Below are 19,275 nucleotides of genomic sequence, written 5' to 3' on the forward strand. Positions count from 1 at the left end.
GAAATCTAAAGAGCCCCTCCCAAGCCCACTCACAGGAAAACACATGCATCGAATCATTCGCGAATATCAGCCAGCAGACCTCGACGACGTTCTGGCGTCCTGGGAGAGTGCCACCCGTCTGGCCCATCCTTTTCTACAGGAGGACTTCCTGGAACAGGAACGCCATAACATACCCAACCTTTATTTGCCCAATGCAGAAACCTGGGTCATTGAACAGGATCAACAGGTGATCGGCTTTATTGCCCTCCTGGGAAATGAAGTAGGTGCGATTTTTGTGAAACCGGAATTTCATGGCACCGGGGCCGGCAAGGCACTGATGGACAAAGCCCGAGAGCTGCGGGGCGATCTGCAGGTCGAAGTTTTCGAAGCCAATACCATCGGGCGTCAATTTTATGATCGCTATGGTTTTCAGCCACTGTCAGAATCAACGCATGAGCCGACGGGAAACCGATTACTCAGACTTCAATTCAATACGGCTGTGACTTAAGATCAGATTCAACTTACCTTCAACCTGGAAGTGGATTCATGCCTGCTCACGAAAAAATCAACTACGTCGAATTCCCCGCCAGAGATCTGGCCGCAACGAAAGCATTCTTCGAGACCGTCTTCGGCTGGTCGTTCACCGATTACGGTCCGGACTACACCGCCTTCGCAAACGAAGGACTCGACGGCGGCTTCTTCAAGGCAGAACTCTGTTCCACAACAGAGAACGGCGGCGCGTTAATCGTGTTCTTCAGCGAGCAGTTGGAAGAAACACTCTCCAAAATAGAAGCAGCCGGCGGCCAGCTCACCAAACCCATCTTCTCTTTTCCTGGGGGAAGACGCTTTCAGTTCCTGGAACCCTCGGGTAATGAATTTGCGGTCTGGTCCGATCGATAAGCGGCTGTTTCCAGTTACTGCGTGAACTCACTTTCTCATCTCGAATGTGAATTTTTGAGTTCTGGCAGAAACAACTTGAAAATGAACACGCAGACAGTAGGATCAATGCTTCCAGACTGAACGCTTTGAAACTGAAAAGTGCTACCAGCCCAGTTCATCCCCAATTTCTTCATGCAACCAGAAACGACAGAATCATGAACGAAAACGCTCCCGCTTCCGCTCGACTTCTGGCTCTTGACCACTTCGTGGACGATAAATGGTACAAGGTCACTGCAGTGACCGACTCCGATATGATCATCGCCGCCACGAAAACAGGCAAACAGCAGGCCATTCTCTCTGCCCTGGATGCAGGCGAGGATCCAGCCACCGTTCTGAAAAATAATTCCCCCCTCGGTCAGGGCCCCAAGATCTTTGCGTTACGCGATATCGAAGCCCTGGAGTGGTACAGCGATGCCGCCACCCTGAAGGCGCATTACACCGTCAATGGAAAATCCAAAAAGGCAGAAGCCAAACTGAGCAGTATGCCGAACCGGGACGCGATTCGGGACGTGGTCCAGCAGATCATCGGCCCTTGTGAGCAGATGGATGCGCCGGCCAGCATCTGGTACATCGGCATGACACCACTGACCCTCAGCGGAATTTCACTTCTCGTGTTTGGTATTCCCGGATTCACGGGCTTATCCGATCCGGGTCAGGTGGATGTCGACAAAGTCTCGCGTCGTGGCCGCCTGCTGGCACGACTTTACAATATGATTGGACCGGTTGGTCTGCTTGCCATCGGCGGCGCCATCATCAGCGGTCTTTTGATCTGGTGGTACATCAGCTGCAAAACGCCCCCCGTCAGAACCATCGCCCGGCCTGTTCAACAGGGTGCTTAACTCACATCACCCGACAGATTCTATCAGTTGTCAACCTGTTTTGACGCTCTCTGCTCTGTAAAGCCTGAAATGACATCTTAATGACCGAAGAGTTTACCACTCCCGAAATCGTAAAAATGGACTACTATATTATTGGTCCCTGGTTCAAAATCGTTGTGATCACGGAAACCGAACTACTGGCAGCAACCACCAAAGCCACGAAGCACGCTGATATTCTTCAGTTGCTTGCTGATGAAGAAGATCCTGGAGAAACCCTCAGAGTCGAATGGCACTGCCGGTGTTTTTTTGCTTTGAGTATGCGCAACGGTTCCCATGTGACATCGTCACATGCTTGATTTTCTGATTTTTTTGCCAGTTCGCTGGAAATTGTGTTTGGCAAAACGTCTCCTGGCATTATGCTGCGTTCTGGCAGGGCCTTCCTTGGGTTGGTGTGGGCAAAACATTTGACCAAGGAAGGTCCTATGCCATTTATATCATCTTCCCGAGTGAATGCAGCATCATTTTCTCTTTTCAAACGTTCGATGATGCAGGAGAGCAGCCTGCCGCTAGCCGACGTCCTTGACGATCAACGCTGGCAGCAGGTGTTTGACGAACACGAAATCGACTTTGGCAATGACCCCGATGTCATTTACACACCGGCAATCACTCTCTGGGCGTTAATCTCTCAGGTGTTCTTTTCCGGCGAGCAACGCAGCTGTAAGGCAGCCGTCATTCGTGTTGCCAGCTTATGGGCGGCACTGGGGCGACGGGTCTGCAGTACGAATACCGGTGCTTACTGTCGCGCGCGACTCAAACTATCCTTTACCGTCATCCGCGATCTCGTCCAGCAACTTGCCGCGGATGCCGAAGCGGCCTGTGACCAGAACTGTGTCCAGTCTCGAGAGCAGTCAACGGCGCGCCTCAGTCCTTCCAGCGTCGCCGATGTGAAATCACGGAGTACCGGCGGTCGCATTCTGCTCGTTGACGGCTTCACCATCACGGCCGCCGATACCCCTGAGAATCAGCGGGCCTATCCGCAGAACCCGGCTCAGAAACCGGGGCTCGGGTTCCCCGTTCTCCGCTGCGTTTCTCTGATCTCGATGACCACCGGACTGCTGGTCGATCTGGTGAGCGGGCCTTACAGCGGTAAAGGGAGTGGCGAAACGGCCCTGCTTTGGCAAATGCTCGATGCACTCCGGCCGGGTGATATTCTGGTGGCTGACTCGTATTACTGCACGTACTGGCTGGTGAGTGCGTGCCATGCGCGGGGCGTTCAGATCCTGATGAAGAACCATCACCTGCGTGACAATCATCCACAAACCGCACGTCGACTGAACAAGCGAGAGCGCCTGGTGACATGGTTACGTCCCCCCGTCCGTCCTGCCTGGATGACCCGTCAGGAATTCTGGCGACAACCGCTGACACTCACTCTGCGGCTGGTCGATGTGCAGATCAGTCAGCCGGGGTATCGCGCCAAAACATTTACGATTGCCACCACCATCACAGATCGGAAAGCATGCCCGGCGCGCTGGATCGCCGCCGTGTATCAGAGCCGCTGGCTGATCGAACTGGACATTCGCAGTATCAAGTGCTCGCTGGGGATGGATATCCTGCGGGCGAAGTCTCCGGCCATGGTGCTCACCGAACTCTGGTCATGTCTGCTGGCGTACAATCTGATTCGATTGAAGATGCTGCAGAGTAGCCTGGCGACAGGCCGTGATCCCCGTTCACTCTCGTTTACTACCACGCAACAGATGCTGGCTGCGAATTGGTTGCTGGGCGCGGTTACAAAAACGACTGAGGAATTAGCCACACTCGGACAGCAGGTCCCCTGCAGCGAACGTGTAGGGCATCGCATCGGCCGAACAGAACCCAGAGCCAATAAACGCCGAACCAAAGTGCTGGCTTTGCTGAAGCAACCAAGATACCATTACCATCAACAAAGAAAAGCAACTGTATGAACGCAAACTCTTTCACAACAACAGGCAGTGCCATTCCCCTCAGAGTCTTTTCTCCTATGGAGCATCCGCTGAAGCGAGCTCCACTCGCTGATATTCAGGCACTGGAGTGGTACGAAAGTACTTCCAGAAGTAAGTGGCAGGATGGTCCAATGGAACTCAAACTGTATTACTTCGACCAGCAGAAAGAGAAATCAAAACGGTTCAAAGTCAGATTCAGCAGCCCGGAAGTCCGTGATGAAATGATCCTGCATATCCAGCGACTCTTTTTGAAATGGGAGCAGAGAGAGGCCCCCTTTACCTTCTGGCGGTGTGGCGTCCCCCCGCTGCTGTTCGTCTTGCTCACTTTCGTGATTTTCACTTTGCGGGCCATTTTTCACTTTTTCAAGTTTGGAGTGAAGATTGCGGATTTACCCGGCGGCATAGGAGAAAAAACACTGGCAGTCCTGCAGATCGCCTACAGTCGTGACTTTCCCCTCATGATCAGCGCCGTCGTTTTTGCGCTCGGCTGGTGGATCGTTACCTGGTGGCGTCCCCCCGTCAGAACCATTGCCCGACCTGTCCGGGATATCACGTAGGCCACATAATCCTTATATCCCGAGATTCGTTTCCGGATAATTCCTTTTGAAAATTGCCTCTCCCTTAGTAAGATGTGATTTCATAAGCTACTGTTCAGTAGCAAGTACGCGCGACTTGCTGGAAGTCGTCGCGGAATAGGGATCTCTCACAACTCAATCACTTCCCTGAACTCACCAGAGTGAAACGAAAGGCTTTGTCATGAACTGGTATCTGGCTGTCCTCAAAAAGTATGCAGATTTCGAAGGCCGGGCACGAAGAAAAGAATACTGGATGTTTTTCCTGTTCAATATCATCATCTCATTTGTCATCGGGATCCTCGGGGCAATTATAGGTGAAACAGGTGGACTCATTACGGTCTCGCTTTCCGGTTTGTACTCGCTGTTTATTTTCATCCCCAGCATCGCAGTCACAGTTCGTCGCCTGCATGATACCAATCGCACAGGCTGGTGGATCCTGATCGGTCTGATCCCCTTCTTCGGGGCAATCATCCTGTTTATCTTCATGATTCTGGACAGCGATCCCAACGCAAACGCATATGGAGAAAACCCCAAGCTGGCACCAGAACCGCAATAAACGATTACCGGTTTTAAACTGATTGAACCAGAAAGAGCGCGGGGGTAAGCAACCGCTGAATCTCGCGCTCCGCTTTGACAATTCTACACTCGATTTCGCTACTGTGGACTGAAACGGTCTTGATATGAACTGGTATCTGAAAGCACTGAAAAATTTTGCCACGCTCGATGGCCGCGCCCGTCGGCTGGAATACTGGATGTTTACCCTGTTCGACGTGATCTTCACGATCCTGTCTTTTGTTGTCGGTGCTGTCATCGGCAGGTTCCTGAATCTCGCAGATGGCCTGGAAGGTCTGGGGCTCGGCATGGGACTGTGTCTGCTTTACCTGCTGGTGGTGCTCATGCCCAAACTGTCGGTCACCGTCCGCCGCCTCCACGATACCGACCGCAGCGCACTCTGGCTGCTGGTCTTTCTGATCCCCGGCATCGGCCCGCTGGTCATGTTTATCATGATGCTTCTGGAAGGGACCGCCGGCCCCAACCAGTACGGCCCCGACCCGAAAGCAACCGCCGAACCGGCCCTCTGAGACAGACTGTCGTCCCACCCTTTTCCGGCTGGAAAATTCCCTTTCGCGATTCATGAAAAATTTAATGAATCAGGACTGTGCAAACGGTCGAATCAACGGTATATATCCTCCTGCATATTCAACTTTCAACAACATGAGGTGCCATGTGAATTAAACACCGTGTGGACGAGGGGCTCCGACAAGCCACAACCTGCGACCACACTCCTTCCTTTTGTGTATTAGAGATCCCAAATGATACACCCTAAAACTGAGTTGAAATTTATCAGCAACGAAATCGGCTACGGCGTTGTCGCCACCGAATTCATCCCCGCCGGCTCCATCACCTGGGTCCTGGATAAACTGGACCGCGAGTTCAGTTCAATCGAATTTCAGTCGATGGAAGACATTTACCAGAACATTCTGGATACCTACTCCTTTCGCAATAATCAGGGAAACCTGGTGCTCTGCTGGGATAACGGCCGCTACGTCAACCACAGCTTCAATTCCAACTGCCTGACCACAGCCTACGACTTCGAAATCGCTATCCGGGACATTCATCCCGGCGAACAGCTGACCGACGACTACGGCTACCTGAATATCCCCACCCCCTTTCGAGGCATTGACGAAGGAACGCGGCGTAAAATCGTGTATCCCAACGATTTGATCAAATACTACAAAGTCTGGGATAAGAAACTGCTCAAGGTCTTCAACCGCATTCCCCACCTCGACCAGCCACTGCAGGAACTGCTCACCGAAGAGATGTGGAATGAAATCGTAGCCGTCTCCAAAGGGCACCAGGAGATGAAATCGATTTTGAACAACTATTACAACGACGAAAACAGAGTCGATGAGCGGAAACCTAAGAAGGAAAAGAACACCGCCGTTTAGTTTTCCCGTCTCCCGACCAGAGAATGATTGACACGATCCCGCTCATGCCCCAGACTTGAGGCATGAGCGATCTCCCCTTCATCCGCTGTCTGTGCTGTGAATCAACCGTTTTCGATCCCACCCGGGCTGCCTGCCCTGGCTGTGGACGCTGCCCGGTATGTGGCAGCAGGCGTTTCAAGACCGAAGTCAAAACCTGTCCGGACTGCGAATTACCGTACTGCGACTGTTGTGGCCGCTGCCCCCAATGTGCCGGCCTGAGATATTCCGAGATCATCACGCCTTGTGAGTGTGGTCACCCACAGGACGCTGAGAAATTGGCAGATCTGGTGCGTTATGAAGCAGCCGTGGGAGCAATCAGAAGGCCTACCCCCTGGTGGGGCTATTTCCTTGCTGTTTTAGCTCTGGCTCTGGCGGTGCTGCTGCTGATTTACGTCTGGAAAGGATAGTCCTTCAGCGCGGATCGTCCTGCTTCCGCAGCCGTTTTATTCATTTTCATCTTGAACTCTGGTTTTCCTGGCTGCTACGATAATCCTGTTCCTCGCATAAAGCGGGCCATCAAACCAGACAGGCTTCATCTCTGCAGCAGGATTTTTGCGGGTATACTGCCTGTAATGAAGACCTCCAGAATACTCTCTCAATTTCAACATACCAGGGCACATCGCATTTAACTATGGCGTCCCCCAATCTATTATACTCGTCCCCAAAACACCTGGAGACGCAATAGTAAACTTGGACACATGCTAAAAAGGAGTTCTGTGATGACTACTGAGAAACTGAATTTACCGGACAATTACCTGCTCTGGCTGGACAGTCTCGAAGCAGAAGCCTATGCCGAATTCGAAGAACGGGAGTGGGAAATTGCCAGCCGTGAAGAGCTTCAGGAACTGCTTGAGATCGACGACTTTGAGGTCGCGTATATCGATCAGGCAAACCTCTATGTCAAACTGATTCAGGATATCACCGGCGATTCACACACTATGGACGACGAGGGAAATCGGATCCCCTTCTCCCTGATCGGGACCTGGCTGACCATCGGCTACGACAACGAAGATCTGCTGTGTGTCGACCCGGCTGATAATTTTGCCGTCTGGGGCTTCTACCCTAACGAGGGTGGCGACGTCGAAAAACTCGCGAACAACCTGGATGAATTTCTGGAAGGCCTGGAACTGCTGGAGTAATTCATCGAAAGTAGCACGATATGTCACTCGCACATCGAAAACTGTTGAAAGATTTTCTCTCGGCTTTTCTGATTTGTCTGATTTTTTATGTCGGCGTCTATATTGTTCTGTCCTGTCTGGGTGGTTATTACTTTAACCAGTCGGGCAAAGTTCGCTACAGCAGTATCGGACTGGCGTTCTCCGACATTTCCACCTGGAACCCGAAAGACTGCCGGTTTCAGTATCGGTTCAAAAATATCCGTGGAGAATTCGTCAGCCGCGGCAATGAATTGGGTTATCTATTCGCCCCCCTGATCATGCTGGATCGCAGGTTCTTTCATCCCACAGAAGTTCTGATAGAATCGAAAAACCCCGAAGAAACCGACTGGTTCCCACTCTGATCTCATGACTGACGACAACCAGTAAAACCTGTCTTTGTACAAACTCAAATCACCATAATGGAAACAATCAAAGTAAGGAACAACCAGAATGCAAAGCATGGAAGCGTTCCGAAATCGCCAGGTGGAAACATTGCCAGAAGCGTTGAAGCGTCCGGTCATGTTTGGGGGAAATACCCACGGAGCCGTTTTGTGGTTCTACCTGCTTTTGCGGGATCTCTGCTGGATTGACGAGCGCGAGCACGATTGGGAGGTGTTCCTGGAGACCGATTTGCGTGGCAACCGCGGAGTGCTGGGACAATTCGAATATCAGCAGTTTCAAATTCCAGACTACATTGCTGAAGTAGCCTCAGTTTATGCGCAAGTAGGACACAAACTGGGATATTTTCAACCAGAACGAGTTCTGAATCCGGCAGAATGGAAAGATCTGCAATCCCTGCTCTCTGCTGATTTTTTTGAGCGCGACTGGACTCAGACGGAAATATACGATCGCCTGGGTCCCCCTTCCTGTGAGCATTTTAGTAGTGAAACTACGGTCACCTGCTATGCCCCGGAACCAGTTGCAGACTGGATCTTTTTTGATTTTTCGCGACGACTTCCCGACTCCAGCGACTGGTTCGAGACTCCGATTTTGAGGGATATTCGCAGAAAAGAAAACCGATTTGAATTCTTCCCCTTCGCAGACTGGTGTCTTAAACAAACAGAGAAGAGTTGATCCATGCGAAAACGCCTCCGCAAAAAGAAACATCTGGCTGAGTTCATCGAATGGGCTGTTGCCGTCACTGTGAACATGATTCCCGGCGCAGACTTTGACGCGTTTCTGGACGACTGGATCGAACAGGCTATCGAAGGTAATCATTGCTCGTTCGGTGGTTGCAGCATGCCAGAGCAGACCGAGGGGATCATTCAACTGGGAACAGCAGCAAAACAGCCCGAAAAACGTTTAGCACGCATCACTGACTGGCTTGAAGATCGCCCCGAGGTCTTGAATTTTCAGTTCAGCCCCCTCTTTGATGCCTGGAATGGTCCGTTCCTCGATTCTGATGGCCAGGAAAATAATTTTTAGATTCAGGCTTGACTAAAACAGACTGGTCTGTATATTTAAAGCATGAGCAAAACACAACGCCCCTCCAATGCCCGGAAACGCATCGTCGAGACAGCCGAGAAGCTGTTTTATTCAGAAGGCATCCGCGCCGTCGGCATTGATCGTGTGATCGCCGAAGCCGGGGTGGCTAAAATGACCTTATATAACCATTTTAAGTCCAAAGATGATCTGGTGGTCGAAGTCCTCAAATATCGGGAGGAACAGTTCGACCTGTATCTCAGACAACGCATGCTGGAACACCAGTCGCAGGGACTGAATCCTTTAAAAGCGTTTTTTGCTGCTTTAAAGGACTGGTTTGAGTGTGCTGACTACCGGGGCTGTTCGTTCCTCAACGCTCTGGCGGAACTGGCGGACTCCAACCCGACCGCAACAGATTTTTGTTCAGACCATAAACGACGTTTTAAGGAGCAGCTAACCGAAATCATCATCGAAACTGCTGGACCTCAGGCCGCATCCGTTGCTCCGGCAATCAGTGTCCTGGTCGAAGGTGCCATCGTCACCGCCGTCAGTGAAGGCAATGCCACCGCCGCCAGTATCGCCGAGGAAGCAGCTGAGATCCTGATTTCACAAACACAATAAATACATATTTCCCTTTTTTTGCCACATACAATACAGACCTGTCTGTTTATATAATATTTTGTTTCGCGTTTCTGTTTTTCAGTAAAATGTTCACAAGGAGAAGAAAGATGCCACGTTTAACCGCCGTCGATCCCACCACAGTCACAGGTTCCGCCAAAGCATTATTGGACGGAGTCCAGTCCAAACTCGGAATGACTCCCAACCTGATGCGAACCATGGCCCATTCCCCCGCCGTACTGGATGCTTATCTGAAATTCAGTGGTACCCTGACCACAGGAGCGCTTTCGGCTCAGCATCGCGAACAGATCTCGTTGACCGTCGGGGAAGCGAATCATTGTGGGTATTGTGTCTCGGCCCATTCCGCGCTCGGCAAGCGCGCCGGTCTGTCACCGGTTCAAATTCTGGAAAACCGGGCCGGTGTCGACTCTGAACCCGCAACGGCTGCTCTGTTGAGGTTCTCCCGAACTATCGTGGAACAACGGGGACAGATTTCCGACCAGGACCTGCAGGACGTCCGCGACGCCGGGTTCACTGATGAGCAGATCGCCGAGATCGCCGCTAATGTTGCGCTCAACATCTTTACCAATTACTTCAATAACATCGCCCGGACGGAAATCGATTTCCCAACTGTCGAACCTCTGCCCGGGGGTCTTGCAGCAGCGAATTCATAGTAATCTCACACAGGGGCAGTTCCCAGGTCGAACTGCCCCTTTTACATTCTTCCCTTAAGGAACTTTACGATGAGCCTACGAAACCAGATTCGTTTTATCCTGATCCTTACCGTCAGCAGTTTCAGCTTCCTGTTCCATGCGAGAGCGGCGGAACCGGACTCCTATCCGGTCAAATATCAGACCGTTCAAATCGAGGGGCTCGATATTTTCTACCGGGAAGCAGGTCCTGCAGATGCCCCCACACTGCTATTGCTCCATGGATTTCCCACCTCTTCGCATATGTTTCGTAACCTGATTCCTGCATTATCAGACAAATACCATGTGATCGCCCCCGACTACCCGGGCTTCGGTTACAGCAGCGCCCCGTCTGTCGACAAATTTGATTACACCTTCGACAATCTGGCACACATCATGGAAAAGTTCACCCGGCAATTACAATTAAATAAGTATTCTCTGTACCTGATGGATTATGGTGCCCCGATCGGCTTTCGCCTGGCAGTCCAACATCCTGAACGAATCGAAACACTCATCATCCAGAATGGAAACGCCTATGAGGAGGGGCTGGATAATCCTTTCTGGGAACCTGTCAAAGTTTATTGGAAAGAGCGGACTTCCACACACGGAAATCAGCTGCGTTCCCTGCTCACACTCGATGCAACCAAATGGCAGTACACAACGGGTGTGCGCGACGTCAAAGCAATCAGCCCTGATACATGGGGGCACGTGCAACCCCTGCTTGATCGTCCCGGCAATCAGGAAATCCAGCTCGCCCTGTTCTATAGCTATGGCAGCAATCCCCCGCTCTATCCCCAGTGGCAGGAGTACCTGAGAAAGTATCAGCCCCCCACACTGATCGTCTGGGGCAAGAACGACCCGATCTTCCCTGCCGCCGGAGCGTATCCCTACAAACAGGATCTCAACAAGCTCGAGTTCCATCTGCTCGATACAGGACATTTTGCCTTGGAAGAAGAGGGACCGACGATCGCCCGGCTGATGCGGAAGTTCCTCACTCAATATACAAATACTGCTCATTGATTGTTCTGCCAGGCTCCGTTGCTTCAGGCACGCAGCCTGGCTTCATTCTCTTTTTGACCGGAGAGTAATTAGATGCAAGCTTACCCCAGTGATATCGCGTTTACAGAATCCGTGAAAGCGGTTCAGACACAAAAAGGTTCGCGCTCACAATACGCCCGGATGGAACAGGGGGCTGGCTGGCAGACAAAAGTGACAGAAGAACTAAAAGTTTTTCTGTCGGAACTCGACATGTTTTACCTGGGAACTGCCAGTCAGTCCGGGCAGCCTTATATACAATATCGCGGAGGCAGCCCCGGCTTTCTGAAAGTCCTTGATGAAACGACACTGGGTTTTGCTGACTTTGCCGGCAACCAGCAGTTCATCACTCTGGGGAACCTCACTGAAAATCCCCAGGCGTTTCTGTTTCTGATTGATTACGTCCAACGTCGCCGTGTCAAGATCTGGGGGACTGCCCACATAGTCGAAAACGATCCGGAACTGCTCGCTTTACTGCACGACCCGGCGTATCCTGCAAGGCCCGAGCGTGCCATCCTGTTTTCTGTCACCGCCTGGGACATCAACTGTCCCCAGCATATCCATCCCCGTCTGCCACAAGCCGATGTTCGGGTACTTCTCGAGCAGTTGCAGGCAGAAAACCAGCAACTCAAAATAGAACAGGCCAGACTTCACATGAAAATAGAATCTGGCCTGTAAAAAGTAACTCCTGGAATCAGACGAATTCACTCGTATCAGTAGTTGTTGTCTGAAGCATTTCCAGAACCGGTATTGGTGCCCACACCGCTCTGCGGGGTCCCTGTCCGGACGTCATAGCCCTTCAATGCATTGTCGATCGCAGAGTTGTTCGAGAAGGAAGCGGTGTTACCTCCACCAAAGATGTTCACGAAGTAACCAGATTTCGAATTGCTGCTGGCGGTATTGTTACTGATCGTTCCCCCCTGGATCGGGGCAATAAAGTCGAAGCCATAGCCCTGGTTTCCAGAGGCGATATTATTGCTGATCGTACCGCCACTTACGATATCGTCAAAATCAAAGCCGACATCCTGATTTCCGGTCGCCGTGTTACCGGTAATGAATCCACCCGTAATATCTTCAAAGTCAAAGCCGTCGTCAACGTTACCACTGGCCAGGTTATTCGAAATAGTTCCGCCCGAAACAGTATCACCAAATTTGATTCCGTTATCCTGATTGCCAGTGGCAGTGTTTCCACTAAACGTCCCACCGCTGACCTCTCCATAGAAGGCGATCCCGTTCACACCATTTCCGGTCGCGATATTGTTACTGATCGTTCCCCCATCGAAGTCATCAAAATCAAATCCATCATCTCCATTTTCTGTCGCGGTATTATTCGAGAAGGTTCCACCACTGATTTCATCACGGAAATAAAATCCGTCATACCGGTTATTGCTGGCTATGTTACCTGTAATCGTTCCGCCATTGATGTCATCATCAAAGTAGAACCCGACATCATTTCGTTCGGCGATGTTATCTGAGATTGTTCCCCCATTGATATCATCATAGAATGCAAAACCGGCATAGCCATTGTCCAAAGCCTGATTACCGCTGATAGTTCCGCCATTGACGCCGTCAAAATCAAATCCGAATTCTCCGTTATTGCTGGCGATGTTATCTGAAAAAACGCCCCCCGTCATCACATCGTCGAAGTAGAATCCATCGTCTCCGTTATTTTTCGAGGTATTACCCGTGATCGAACCACCGCTCATTTTTGTGATATAGAAACCATCATTTAAGTTGTTCTCAGCAATATTATTACTGATCGTTCCCCCGCTGATTTCGTTTTCAATGTAATAGCCATATCCATTATTTCGAGAGACGTTGCCTGAAATGGTTCCACCGGTAAAGTTCTGCACCTCCAGCCCGTCGTTATAACCTGTTACGCCGTTTCCGGTGAATGTGTTATCTGTGATCGTACCATTGATATCACCATCCAGGTGCACGCCATCTTCATCTGCACCGCTGATTGTATTGCGGTTGATTGTGAAGCCACTCAGATTATTTCCATAGATTCCATTTTCCCCGCCCGTGATATTCATACCCACGATGCTGGAACGATCTGCCATCGTGAAGACATCAATTGAAGTCAGCGAACCATTCACGGTCGGTTGTGCGCCATAGCTGAAGCTGGCGACAGCGCCCGAATTACATCCGACCACATTCACACTATTGCCACCGGCCAGCGCGAGTTGGCCATCATTAAATACAAAACCGGTGCTGGTATTGATCGTTCCTTTGGAACCGTCAAACAGCACGACGCTGTCTGTTCCCGCGGCACTGAAGACGGCTTCCGCATTGGCAGTATCACCATCAATAAAGGTGAGGTCTTTCAGCTCCTGACCTGTCAGCTGTAGCCTGGCGCATTCTTCCGGTCCTCGTGTCTGGTTCAACACGATATCGAGATCACGCACAATCGGATTCACCATCCGCCGCTGGAAGCGACTCAGCTTCTGGCTGTCTCCATTGCCCGGCAGTGGAATTCGCACGGTCAACAGCCCGGTCCCCTGGGAGCCCCGGACTTCGTCGTACTGATACTGTCCGGCCAATACAACACGCGAACCGTTACCCAGCCAGGGCAGATCGAACATCCGGTATTCGACCCGGGCCCGTGGTCCTGTCATCTCTTTGAAACCGGGCGCTGAATTATCGAAGTAATAGCCGCCTACGTAACCTCGCAGTTCCGCATCCAGATTCGATTCAGGAAACGATTTCAGGAGCCGCCCGACTTCAAAATCGGTTCCCCAGTAAGCACGTTCTTCACCGGCCCGCATGACGATATTATTACCACTCAGATAGGCAGTATTCAGCGAGTCCACGCGTTGCTGTTTCAGAGAGGGAACATAGCCGTTCACGCGAAAATCCCACTCGATACTGAGCAGCTCGAAACCAAAGCTGCCCTGGCGAAAGATATTGCTGTACTGACTGCGGCGGACATCGTAGAAGCCATACATCCCGGCGATCCACTGGTCGTTCACCATGCGGCGGTAAGCCAGCCCGAAATTTCCTTCGGCAGAAGAGTCATCAAAGATATTCCCCCGCAGGTCCGCGAAGAACAGGCATTCTTCATCCTGCGCCAGGGGAATAAACAGCAGCCCTTGACCGTTATCATTCACACCGCCTGCCTGCCCGGTGAAATCGAAATAGGCACGGTACAGATAATCCTCTTCCTGAAACCATTCCGGCTGATAATCGGGAACCGGATCCTGGGCGTAAGAAAATGACGAGAACAACGATCCCATTCCTGTCAGCAGTAACAGAATCAGCAAACGTCTCAATGAGCGGGTATGCATTCGACTCTCAATATGAACTTTTCCGAGATCATAAAGTCAGTTTTGTAACGATAATAATGGTGACTCCATCACTTTCTTCGGTTCCAAGGAGGGATTCCATGCGGGTGAAACCTGTATTTCTGTGCCTCAGCTCCCCTGCTGCTCTTGCCACTGACGATCAGGTAAAATATACCGGTAATAAGGACCAGGAAATTCAACAGACAAAATCTTTTCATGTCCCGATCACAACATCAAGAACAATCGAGGCGATCATGACTTTTACTCAATTGTCCCAAACCGAAATTGAAAAAAAGGTGCTGAGCATCGTCTCCGAGCAACTGGGATTTGCTCTGGAGAAACTCTCACTCAACGATCGCTTAATTGAAGATCTGAAGTGTGACAGTCTGGCCATGACCGGACTCCTGATGGAGCTGGAAGACACATTCAGCATCACCATTTCTCATGACACCAGCGATCCTGCGCTGAAAGCAATTTTTACCCGCCAACCGTTCCGTCTCTCTGACCTGGTACAACTGGTCACCATCCAATTGGGAATCAAAGCTCTGCCCCGAGCCGACTGGTTTCGTCAACCGGCCATTGAACCAGGCAGGGGACAGCGAGTCTGCTTCACGCAACTGGACGGCATCTTGAAACAAGCCGCACTGTCGGAGGCCGATCTGTTCGTTCCCCTGGAATCGACTGTCCCCTGCCCCGCCTGGCGCAGGCACATCGATGGCATGCGCTGTATCCGCATCCCTGCTGGCAATGTCATCCTGGGCAGCGATCTCCCTGCAGCAAATCCGGACGAACAGCCCGTCCATCAGGTCGAACTCGATGCCTTCCTGATCGACGCCGAACCGGTCTCGACCACCGCTTACTGTCGCTTTCTGAATTCCGTCGGCAAACTCCCCGACTCCTGTCTGACTGACTGGTTCGTTCTTGATATGGATGACGACCGCGACGTGCATATGCTGATTCAAAACACAGATAACGGCTGGCAGCCCCTGCCTGGTTGTGAAATCTGGCCGATGATCCTGGTTTCGTGGTATGGTGCGAATGCCTACTCACTCTGGGCCAACAATCGGCTCTGGAGCAACTATCGCGACGAAACCGGCGAAGCGGAAGGGAGCTACCTTCCCACTGAAGCCCAATGGGAATATGCGGCCCGCGGCGCGACCCCGCGTGCGTATCCCTGGGGCAACGACGCGCCCACCCCGGAAAAGCTGCGGGCCGGCCTGCATCGCCAGCAAGTCAACTATGAAACCCAGACGCTTCCCCTCTCCCCCGTCAACGAAACACTGGGCATGTCTCCCTTCGGTCTGCATCACATGGCGGGTAATGTCTGGCAATGGTGCCGCGACTGGTACGATGAAGACTTTTACCGGCAACCCGGATCCACGCAACGTAATCCCTGCAATCACTCACTGACGCTCGTGCGCAGTGAACGGGGCGGCAGTTGGGTCGGACCGGACATCCTCTGTCGCAGTTCCTATCGCCGGGGACGTCCCCCCATCGCCCGGGGACGCTGCCTGGGATTCCGCTGTGTCAGCTCGGTACAGGACCTGCCTTGACTCAAATCAGATCGACTCATTGAGCGTCAACCCCTCCTGGGCAGCCCAGCGGTTTAAGATGTCTTTGACAGTTCCACTGGGATCGCAATTATTCTTGCCACTCGCCTGAAAGATGATCTTCTTCTGCGGATGGACTTCGATCGTCAGTTGACGCCGCCTGCGACGCCCTGTTTTCACTTTCATTGACCAGATCGTTGTACTACGGCCGATGCAAGCGCCGATATAATCAGAAACACAATGATTCATCCGCCGACTTTCGTTCTGTAACTGTCGGGGAGTCAGCAGTTCCTCAATGCTCCAGACAGCATCTTCCTGCTCACAATGATAAGCTCTAATACTGCAGCGATCCCAGGGAAAATCCAGGCGGCTCACTCCCGGAGGTGGCATCATCCCCTGCTCAATCAGATCTGACTGCCAGTGAACCATATGCCGCCTGAGTGACATCAACGAACGCCCTTTGAGTGAAAACTGAGGTTGAACCGGAGTTTCTCCGGCACCGGGACCCCAGACTTTCTCCGCCGGTTCATATCGCTGTTGGAAAACAAAATTCACAATTTCCACAGTTTCGTCCACAGAGATCGGCTGATACTTAACCAGGAAGTGAATCACCGAATTCCAGAAAGGGGTATCATATCTCGGTAGAGAAAGCAAAGTTCGGGTGGACAGGATGCGAGCCAGACTGTCATCAGCGCCGAGTGCCCGTACCTGTGACCAGAAAATCGCAGTGTAAGGCCTCAGGTCATCAGGTGCCTGCATAAATTGCGCCGCCATTTTCTTCGACAGGCGTTGGCAGAATATATTCTGATATTTCCGCACACTCTGTCCACGTGCCAGATGCAGGTAGAGGTCCAGTTCCCAGCTTATTTCATGCTCATTCCACCAGACGGTTGTCATAAACTCGGGAACGGAATATTTATCGTATAAATGATGCACCAGCGAGCGGAACTGAACCAGGGAATTTCCCTTGGGAACCACCCAGTCCTCCGGGGAGCGAATCCAGGCAAAACCGCGACGCGCCATCCTGACACAAGCCTGAATAACAGCCCCCGCATTGACAGGATTAAGAAATCCTGCTTGTTGACCGGGTGAGAGCAGCGTCGTCCGCGAACGGATTACATGAATCAGTCGCCAGTATTTTTTCTGATGCGCACGTCGCATTGAGGCATGCTGTGCAATCAGCGCATCCACCCTGCAGGCAGCGTGGTTTTTTCTTTCTTGAGAAGTCATGATATGTATTCTGTTACCAGGAGTATTAAGCAGACTGGCGATGCGCAGGCATCACCCTGAAAGCAGCATCATTTGCGCACGACGCACCAATAATGCCTCACTTCAAATCGAACAGCTTAAACCTTTGTTAAACAGCATGACTTTCACCATTTCGTTACGAATGCCCCACTGTGAAGCGAGCAGAACCAGAAAACCTGATTTGTGTCTGTATTAACACAACAGCAAAACAATACTGCTGGAACAAATCTGTCAACGTTGACACCTCAATGAAACCGAGGTTCGTTCTTTTAGAGGAAATCTTTCGTGCAGCCCCTGGATCAGATCCTGTTGATTCTTGACATTGATGAGACACTGCTTTATGCAGCAGATCGTCCGCTTGCGCGAAAGCCAGACTGTCGAATCGGGCCGTATGCGGTTTATCTGCGGCCATTTCTGACTGATTTTTTGAACCAGGTTTCTCAGCACTTTAGAATTGCAGTCTGGTCTTCTTCCAGTCACGACTATGTTGAGTCAGTTGTAAATACGATTTTTCCGAAATGGGTTATTCCAGAATTCATCTGGAGCCGTGAACGTTGTATCACAAGATTCGATCCCGAGTGGCACGAACAGTACTACATTAAAGATCTGAAGAAAGTCAGGCGACAGGGATATAACCTGGAGCGCGTACTCATTGTGGATGATACACCCCAAAAAGTAGAACGAAACTATGGCAACGCAATTTACGTTACCCCCTGGTTCGGTGACCAGAATGATAATGAGTTGCAGCTGCTGACAAAATATCTGTTACAGCTCCGCGATAAAGCGAATCTCCGCTGCATTGAAAAACGGAACTGGAAGAATCGGGGATACTAAAGTGTCACTGGTGACTGAGGTTTGTCTTCAGTTATCATGAAAACAGCGTTGTCTTAAATTTCTCATGAAGTACAGCAATGACAGATCCGCATTACCCCGAATTGACGGCCACCGATAGTCTGGCCTCGCTCCTGTGTCAGAAACTGGGTGGGACAGACACAAAGCTGCGCGTTGTTCACTACCGGGAAAGCATAGGAAACCCCTCTGTAGCCTCCGATGAGCAGAGCGTTTTGCTCCAATACTCCCATTGGAATGTTACTTTCCAAAATTCAGAACGCTCAATCTATCTGACCTGCGCTGCAGACAAGCGTTTATTTACCTGTCAATGCAGCGAACGGGAAATTCCCCTGGCACGAGTAGAAACATCATGCCTCGAAGCCGTCGCGCACCTGTTTCGTCTCTGGGTACTGGATCGCATTGATCCAGCAGAACTGGCGATTTCACGGGTCGTCGGTTCGGTGCAGGTCTTTCCCTGCATCTCTGCGCACAAAGTTGTCGCCGCGCAATGGGATGCATATCACGACCATCTCGCTGACGGTCATCTGGACCTGTTTGATTTTTATCAGGCCGCTAAAGCGACTCCGGAGTTACGACAGCTCTTTCCCTTTACCAGTATGTGGTATCTCTGCTTCAGCCGCTGCACACATTATCCGTTCACCCGTGATTGTCCTCACGTCAGGCCCAAACAGAACTTCATAAATTATGAAATCATACCAGGATACTACGAAGTTTTTTTGCGGGAACGCTATCTGGGAGAAGGTCCGGCGGAAAGAGCAGCACAGATTGTCGTACAGTATCTGCCGCGCAACTGCGGCCCGGCTCAATTATGCACCGAGACGTTTTTCAATGATCTCAGCGAACCTCACTGAAGCTGCCGTGTCTCCTTTCTCAAACCATTCTGTTCTCTGACCCAGCGGAGGTGTGATATGTACGATTCCGAATTCGACGAACGGCCCTTTTTTTGAAACGATGAGCAAACGCCGCACAGGCTTCCCGTCTGAAACACAGGTCAAACGGGCCGCCCGCATCGTGCATGGCGTTAAGCTGCTCGAAGAAAAACTCGGTCGTAATGATTTATGCCCCTGCGGCTCCGGCAAACGCTTTAAAAAGTGCTGCCTCACGCGGGGCTGCTTTTGACGGCGTGAACCGCAATCACTTTT

24 protein-coding genes are annotated in these 19,275 nt (G+C 51.4%); 22 read left to right on the plus strand and 2 right to left on the minus strand.

Annotation, left to right across the window (positions count from 1 at the left end; all coding sequences use genetic code 11):
• The first annotated feature begins 43 nt into the window (after nt 1–43).
• From Pan161_RS20630 to Pan161_RS20715, 18 genes are all read left to right on the plus strand, one after another.
• Complete coding sequence (locus Pan161_RS20630; RefSeq protein ID WP_145230401.1) at nt 44–487, plus strand: GNAT family N-acetyltransferase; 444 nt, start codon at nt 44–46, stop codon at nt 485–487.
• Between the two features lie 38 nt (nt 488–525).
• Entirely contained in the window at nt 526–879 is a 354-nt protein-coding gene (locus tag Pan161_RS20635; RefSeq protein WP_145230403.1) for a VOC family protein, read from the plus strand.
• Nucleotides 880–1,073: 194 nt separating this feature from the next.
• Nucleotides 1,074–1,757 carry a hypothetical protein gene (locus Pan161_RS20640; protein WP_145230405.1) on the plus strand — a complete coding sequence of 228 codons (684 nt, stop codon included), beginning with the start codon at nt 1,074–1,076 and terminating at the stop codon, nt 1,755–1,757.
• An 80-nt stretch (nt 1,758–1,837) separates the two neighbouring features.
• A complete protein-coding gene (locus tag Pan161_RS20645) occupies nt 1,838–2,092 on the plus strand; it encodes a hypothetical protein (RefSeq protein WP_145230407.1) in 255 nt (84 codons plus the stop codon).
• A gap of 126 nt (nt 2,093–2,218) precedes the next feature.
• Complete coding sequence (locus Pan161_RS20650; RefSeq protein WP_232103358.1) at nt 2,219–3,697, plus strand: IS4 family transposase; 1,479 nt, start codon at nt 2,219–2,221, stop codon at nt 3,695–3,697.
• Nucleotides 3,694–4,272, plus strand: a complete 579-nt coding sequence (locus Pan161_RS20655; RefSeq protein WP_145230409.1) for a hypothetical protein — start codon at nt 3,694–3,696, stop codon at nt 4,270–4,272. Before Pan161_RS20650 ends, Pan161_RS20655 begins: the two co-directional genes overlap by 4 nt.
• Before the next feature lie 199 nt (nt 4,273–4,471).
• Entirely contained in the window at nt 4,472–4,846 is a 375-nt protein-coding gene (locus Pan161_RS20660; RefSeq protein ID WP_145230411.1) for a DUF805 domain-containing protein, read from the plus strand.
• Nucleotides 4,847–4,970: 124 nt separating this feature from the next.
• Nucleotides 4,971–5,372, plus strand: coding sequence for a DUF805 domain-containing protein (locus tag Pan161_RS20665; protein WP_145230413.1), 402 nt, complete (start codon nt 4,971–4,973; stop codon nt 5,370–5,372).
• 231 nt (nt 5,373–5,603) lie between these two features.
• Nucleotides 5,604–6,239, plus strand: coding sequence for an SET domain-containing protein (locus Pan161_RS20670; protein ID WP_145230415.1), 636 nt, complete (start codon nt 5,604–5,606; stop codon nt 6,237–6,239).
• Nucleotides 6,240–6,301: 62 nt separating this feature from the next.
• Nucleotides 6,302–6,685 carry a hypothetical protein gene (locus Pan161_RS20675; RefSeq protein WP_145230417.1) on the plus strand — a complete coding sequence of 128 codons (384 nt, stop codon included), beginning with the start codon at nt 6,302–6,304 and terminating at the stop codon, nt 6,683–6,685.
• Nucleotides 6,686–6,997: 312 nt separating this feature from the next.
• Complete coding sequence (locus Pan161_RS20680) at nt 6,998–7,417, plus strand: SMI1/KNR4 family protein (protein ID WP_145230419.1); 420 nt, start codon at nt 6,998–7,000, stop codon at nt 7,415–7,417.
• Nucleotides 7,418–7,437: 20 nt separating this feature from the next.
• Nucleotides 7,438–7,797, plus strand: a complete 360-nt coding sequence (locus tag Pan161_RS20685; RefSeq protein ID WP_145230421.1) for a hypothetical protein — start codon at nt 7,438–7,440, stop codon at nt 7,795–7,797.
• An 88-nt stretch (nt 7,798–7,885) separates the two neighbouring features.
• Nucleotides 7,886–8,509, plus strand: a complete 624-nt coding sequence (locus Pan161_RS20690) for a hypothetical protein (protein WP_145230423.1) — start codon at nt 7,886–7,888, stop codon at nt 8,507–8,509.
• Between the two features lie 3 nt (nt 8,510–8,512).
• Nucleotides 8,513–8,860, plus strand: a complete 348-nt coding sequence (locus tag Pan161_RS20695) for a 50S ribosome-binding protein YggL (protein ID WP_145230425.1) — start codon at nt 8,513–8,515, stop codon at nt 8,858–8,860.
• 42 nt (nt 8,861–8,902) lie between these two features.
• Nucleotides 8,903–9,478, plus strand: coding sequence for a TetR/AcrR family transcriptional regulator (locus Pan161_RS20700; RefSeq protein ID WP_145230427.1), 576 nt, complete (start codon nt 8,903–8,905; stop codon nt 9,476–9,478).
• Between the two features lie 107 nt (nt 9,479–9,585).
• The gene (locus Pan161_RS20705; protein ID WP_145230429.1) at nt 9,586–10,149 is read left to right on the plus strand and encodes a carboxymuconolactone decarboxylase family protein; all 564 of its coding nucleotides are present in this window, start codon (nt 9,586–9,588) and stop codon (nt 10,147–10,149) included.
• A gap of 69 nt (nt 10,150–10,218) precedes the next feature.
• Nucleotides 10,219–11,184, plus strand: a complete 966-nt coding sequence (locus tag Pan161_RS20710; protein WP_145230431.1) for an alpha/beta fold hydrolase — start codon at nt 10,219–10,221, stop codon at nt 11,182–11,184.
• A 72-nt stretch (nt 11,185–11,256) separates the two neighbouring features.
• Complete coding sequence (locus Pan161_RS20715) at nt 11,257–11,877, plus strand: pyridoxamine 5'-phosphate oxidase family protein (protein ID WP_145230433.1); 621 nt, start codon at nt 11,257–11,259, stop codon at nt 11,875–11,877.
• A 35-nt stretch (nt 11,878–11,912) separates the two neighbouring features.
• On the opposite strand, the gene Pan161_RS20720 is transcribed toward Pan161_RS20715, so the two are convergent.
• A complete protein-coding gene (locus tag Pan161_RS20720) occupies nt 11,913–14,486 on the minus strand; it encodes a right-handed parallel beta-helix repeat-containing protein (RefSeq protein WP_145230435.1) in 2,574 nt (857 codons plus the stop codon).
• Nucleotides 14,487–14,584: 98 nt separating this feature from the next.
• Here Pan161_RS20720 and Pan161_RS20725 point away from each other — a divergent pair, with 98 nt between their 5' ends.
• Nucleotides 14,585–16,036, plus strand: a complete 1,452-nt coding sequence (locus Pan161_RS20725; RefSeq protein WP_197995439.1) for an SUMF1/EgtB/PvdO family nonheme iron enzyme — start codon at nt 14,585–14,587, stop codon at nt 16,034–16,036.
• A 6-nt stretch (nt 16,037–16,042) separates the two neighbouring features.
• On the opposite strand, the gene Pan161_RS20730 is transcribed toward Pan161_RS20725, so the two are convergent.
• Nucleotides 16,043–17,263: a PcfJ domain-containing protein gene (locus Pan161_RS20730; RefSeq protein ID WP_145230439.1), complete on the minus strand. Its 1,221-nt coding sequence runs from the start codon at nt 17,261–17,263 to the stop codon at nt 16,043–16,045.
• A gap of 303 nt (nt 17,264–17,566) precedes the next feature.
• On the opposite strand from Pan161_RS20730, the gene Pan161_RS20735 reads away from it, so the two are divergent.
• The 3 genes from Pan161_RS20735 (at nt 17,567) to Pan161_RS20745 (ending at nt 19,252) form a co-directional block, all read left to right on the plus strand.
• Nucleotides 17,567–18,115: an HAD family hydrolase gene (locus Pan161_RS20735; RefSeq protein WP_197995440.1), complete on the plus strand. Its 549-nt coding sequence runs from the start codon at nt 17,567–17,569 to the stop codon at nt 18,113–18,115.
• 77 nt (nt 18,116–18,192) lie between these two features.
• Nucleotides 18,193–18,984, plus strand: a complete 792-nt coding sequence (locus Pan161_RS20740; RefSeq protein ID WP_145230441.1) for a DUF6193 family natural product biosynthesis protein — start codon at nt 18,193–18,195, stop codon at nt 18,982–18,984.
• 100 nt (nt 18,985–19,084) lie between these two features.
• Complete coding sequence (locus Pan161_RS20745) at nt 19,085–19,252, plus strand: SEC-C metal-binding domain-containing protein (RefSeq protein ID WP_145230443.1); 168 nt, start codon at nt 19,085–19,087, stop codon at nt 19,250–19,252.
• Nucleotides 19,253–19,275: the final 23 nt, after the last annotated feature.

The organism is Gimesia algae (genome assembly GCF_007746795.1).
In the GTDB taxonomy this organism is placed as follows: domain Bacteria; phylum Planctomycetota; class Planctomycetia; order Planctomycetales; family Planctomycetaceae; genus Gimesia; species Gimesia algae.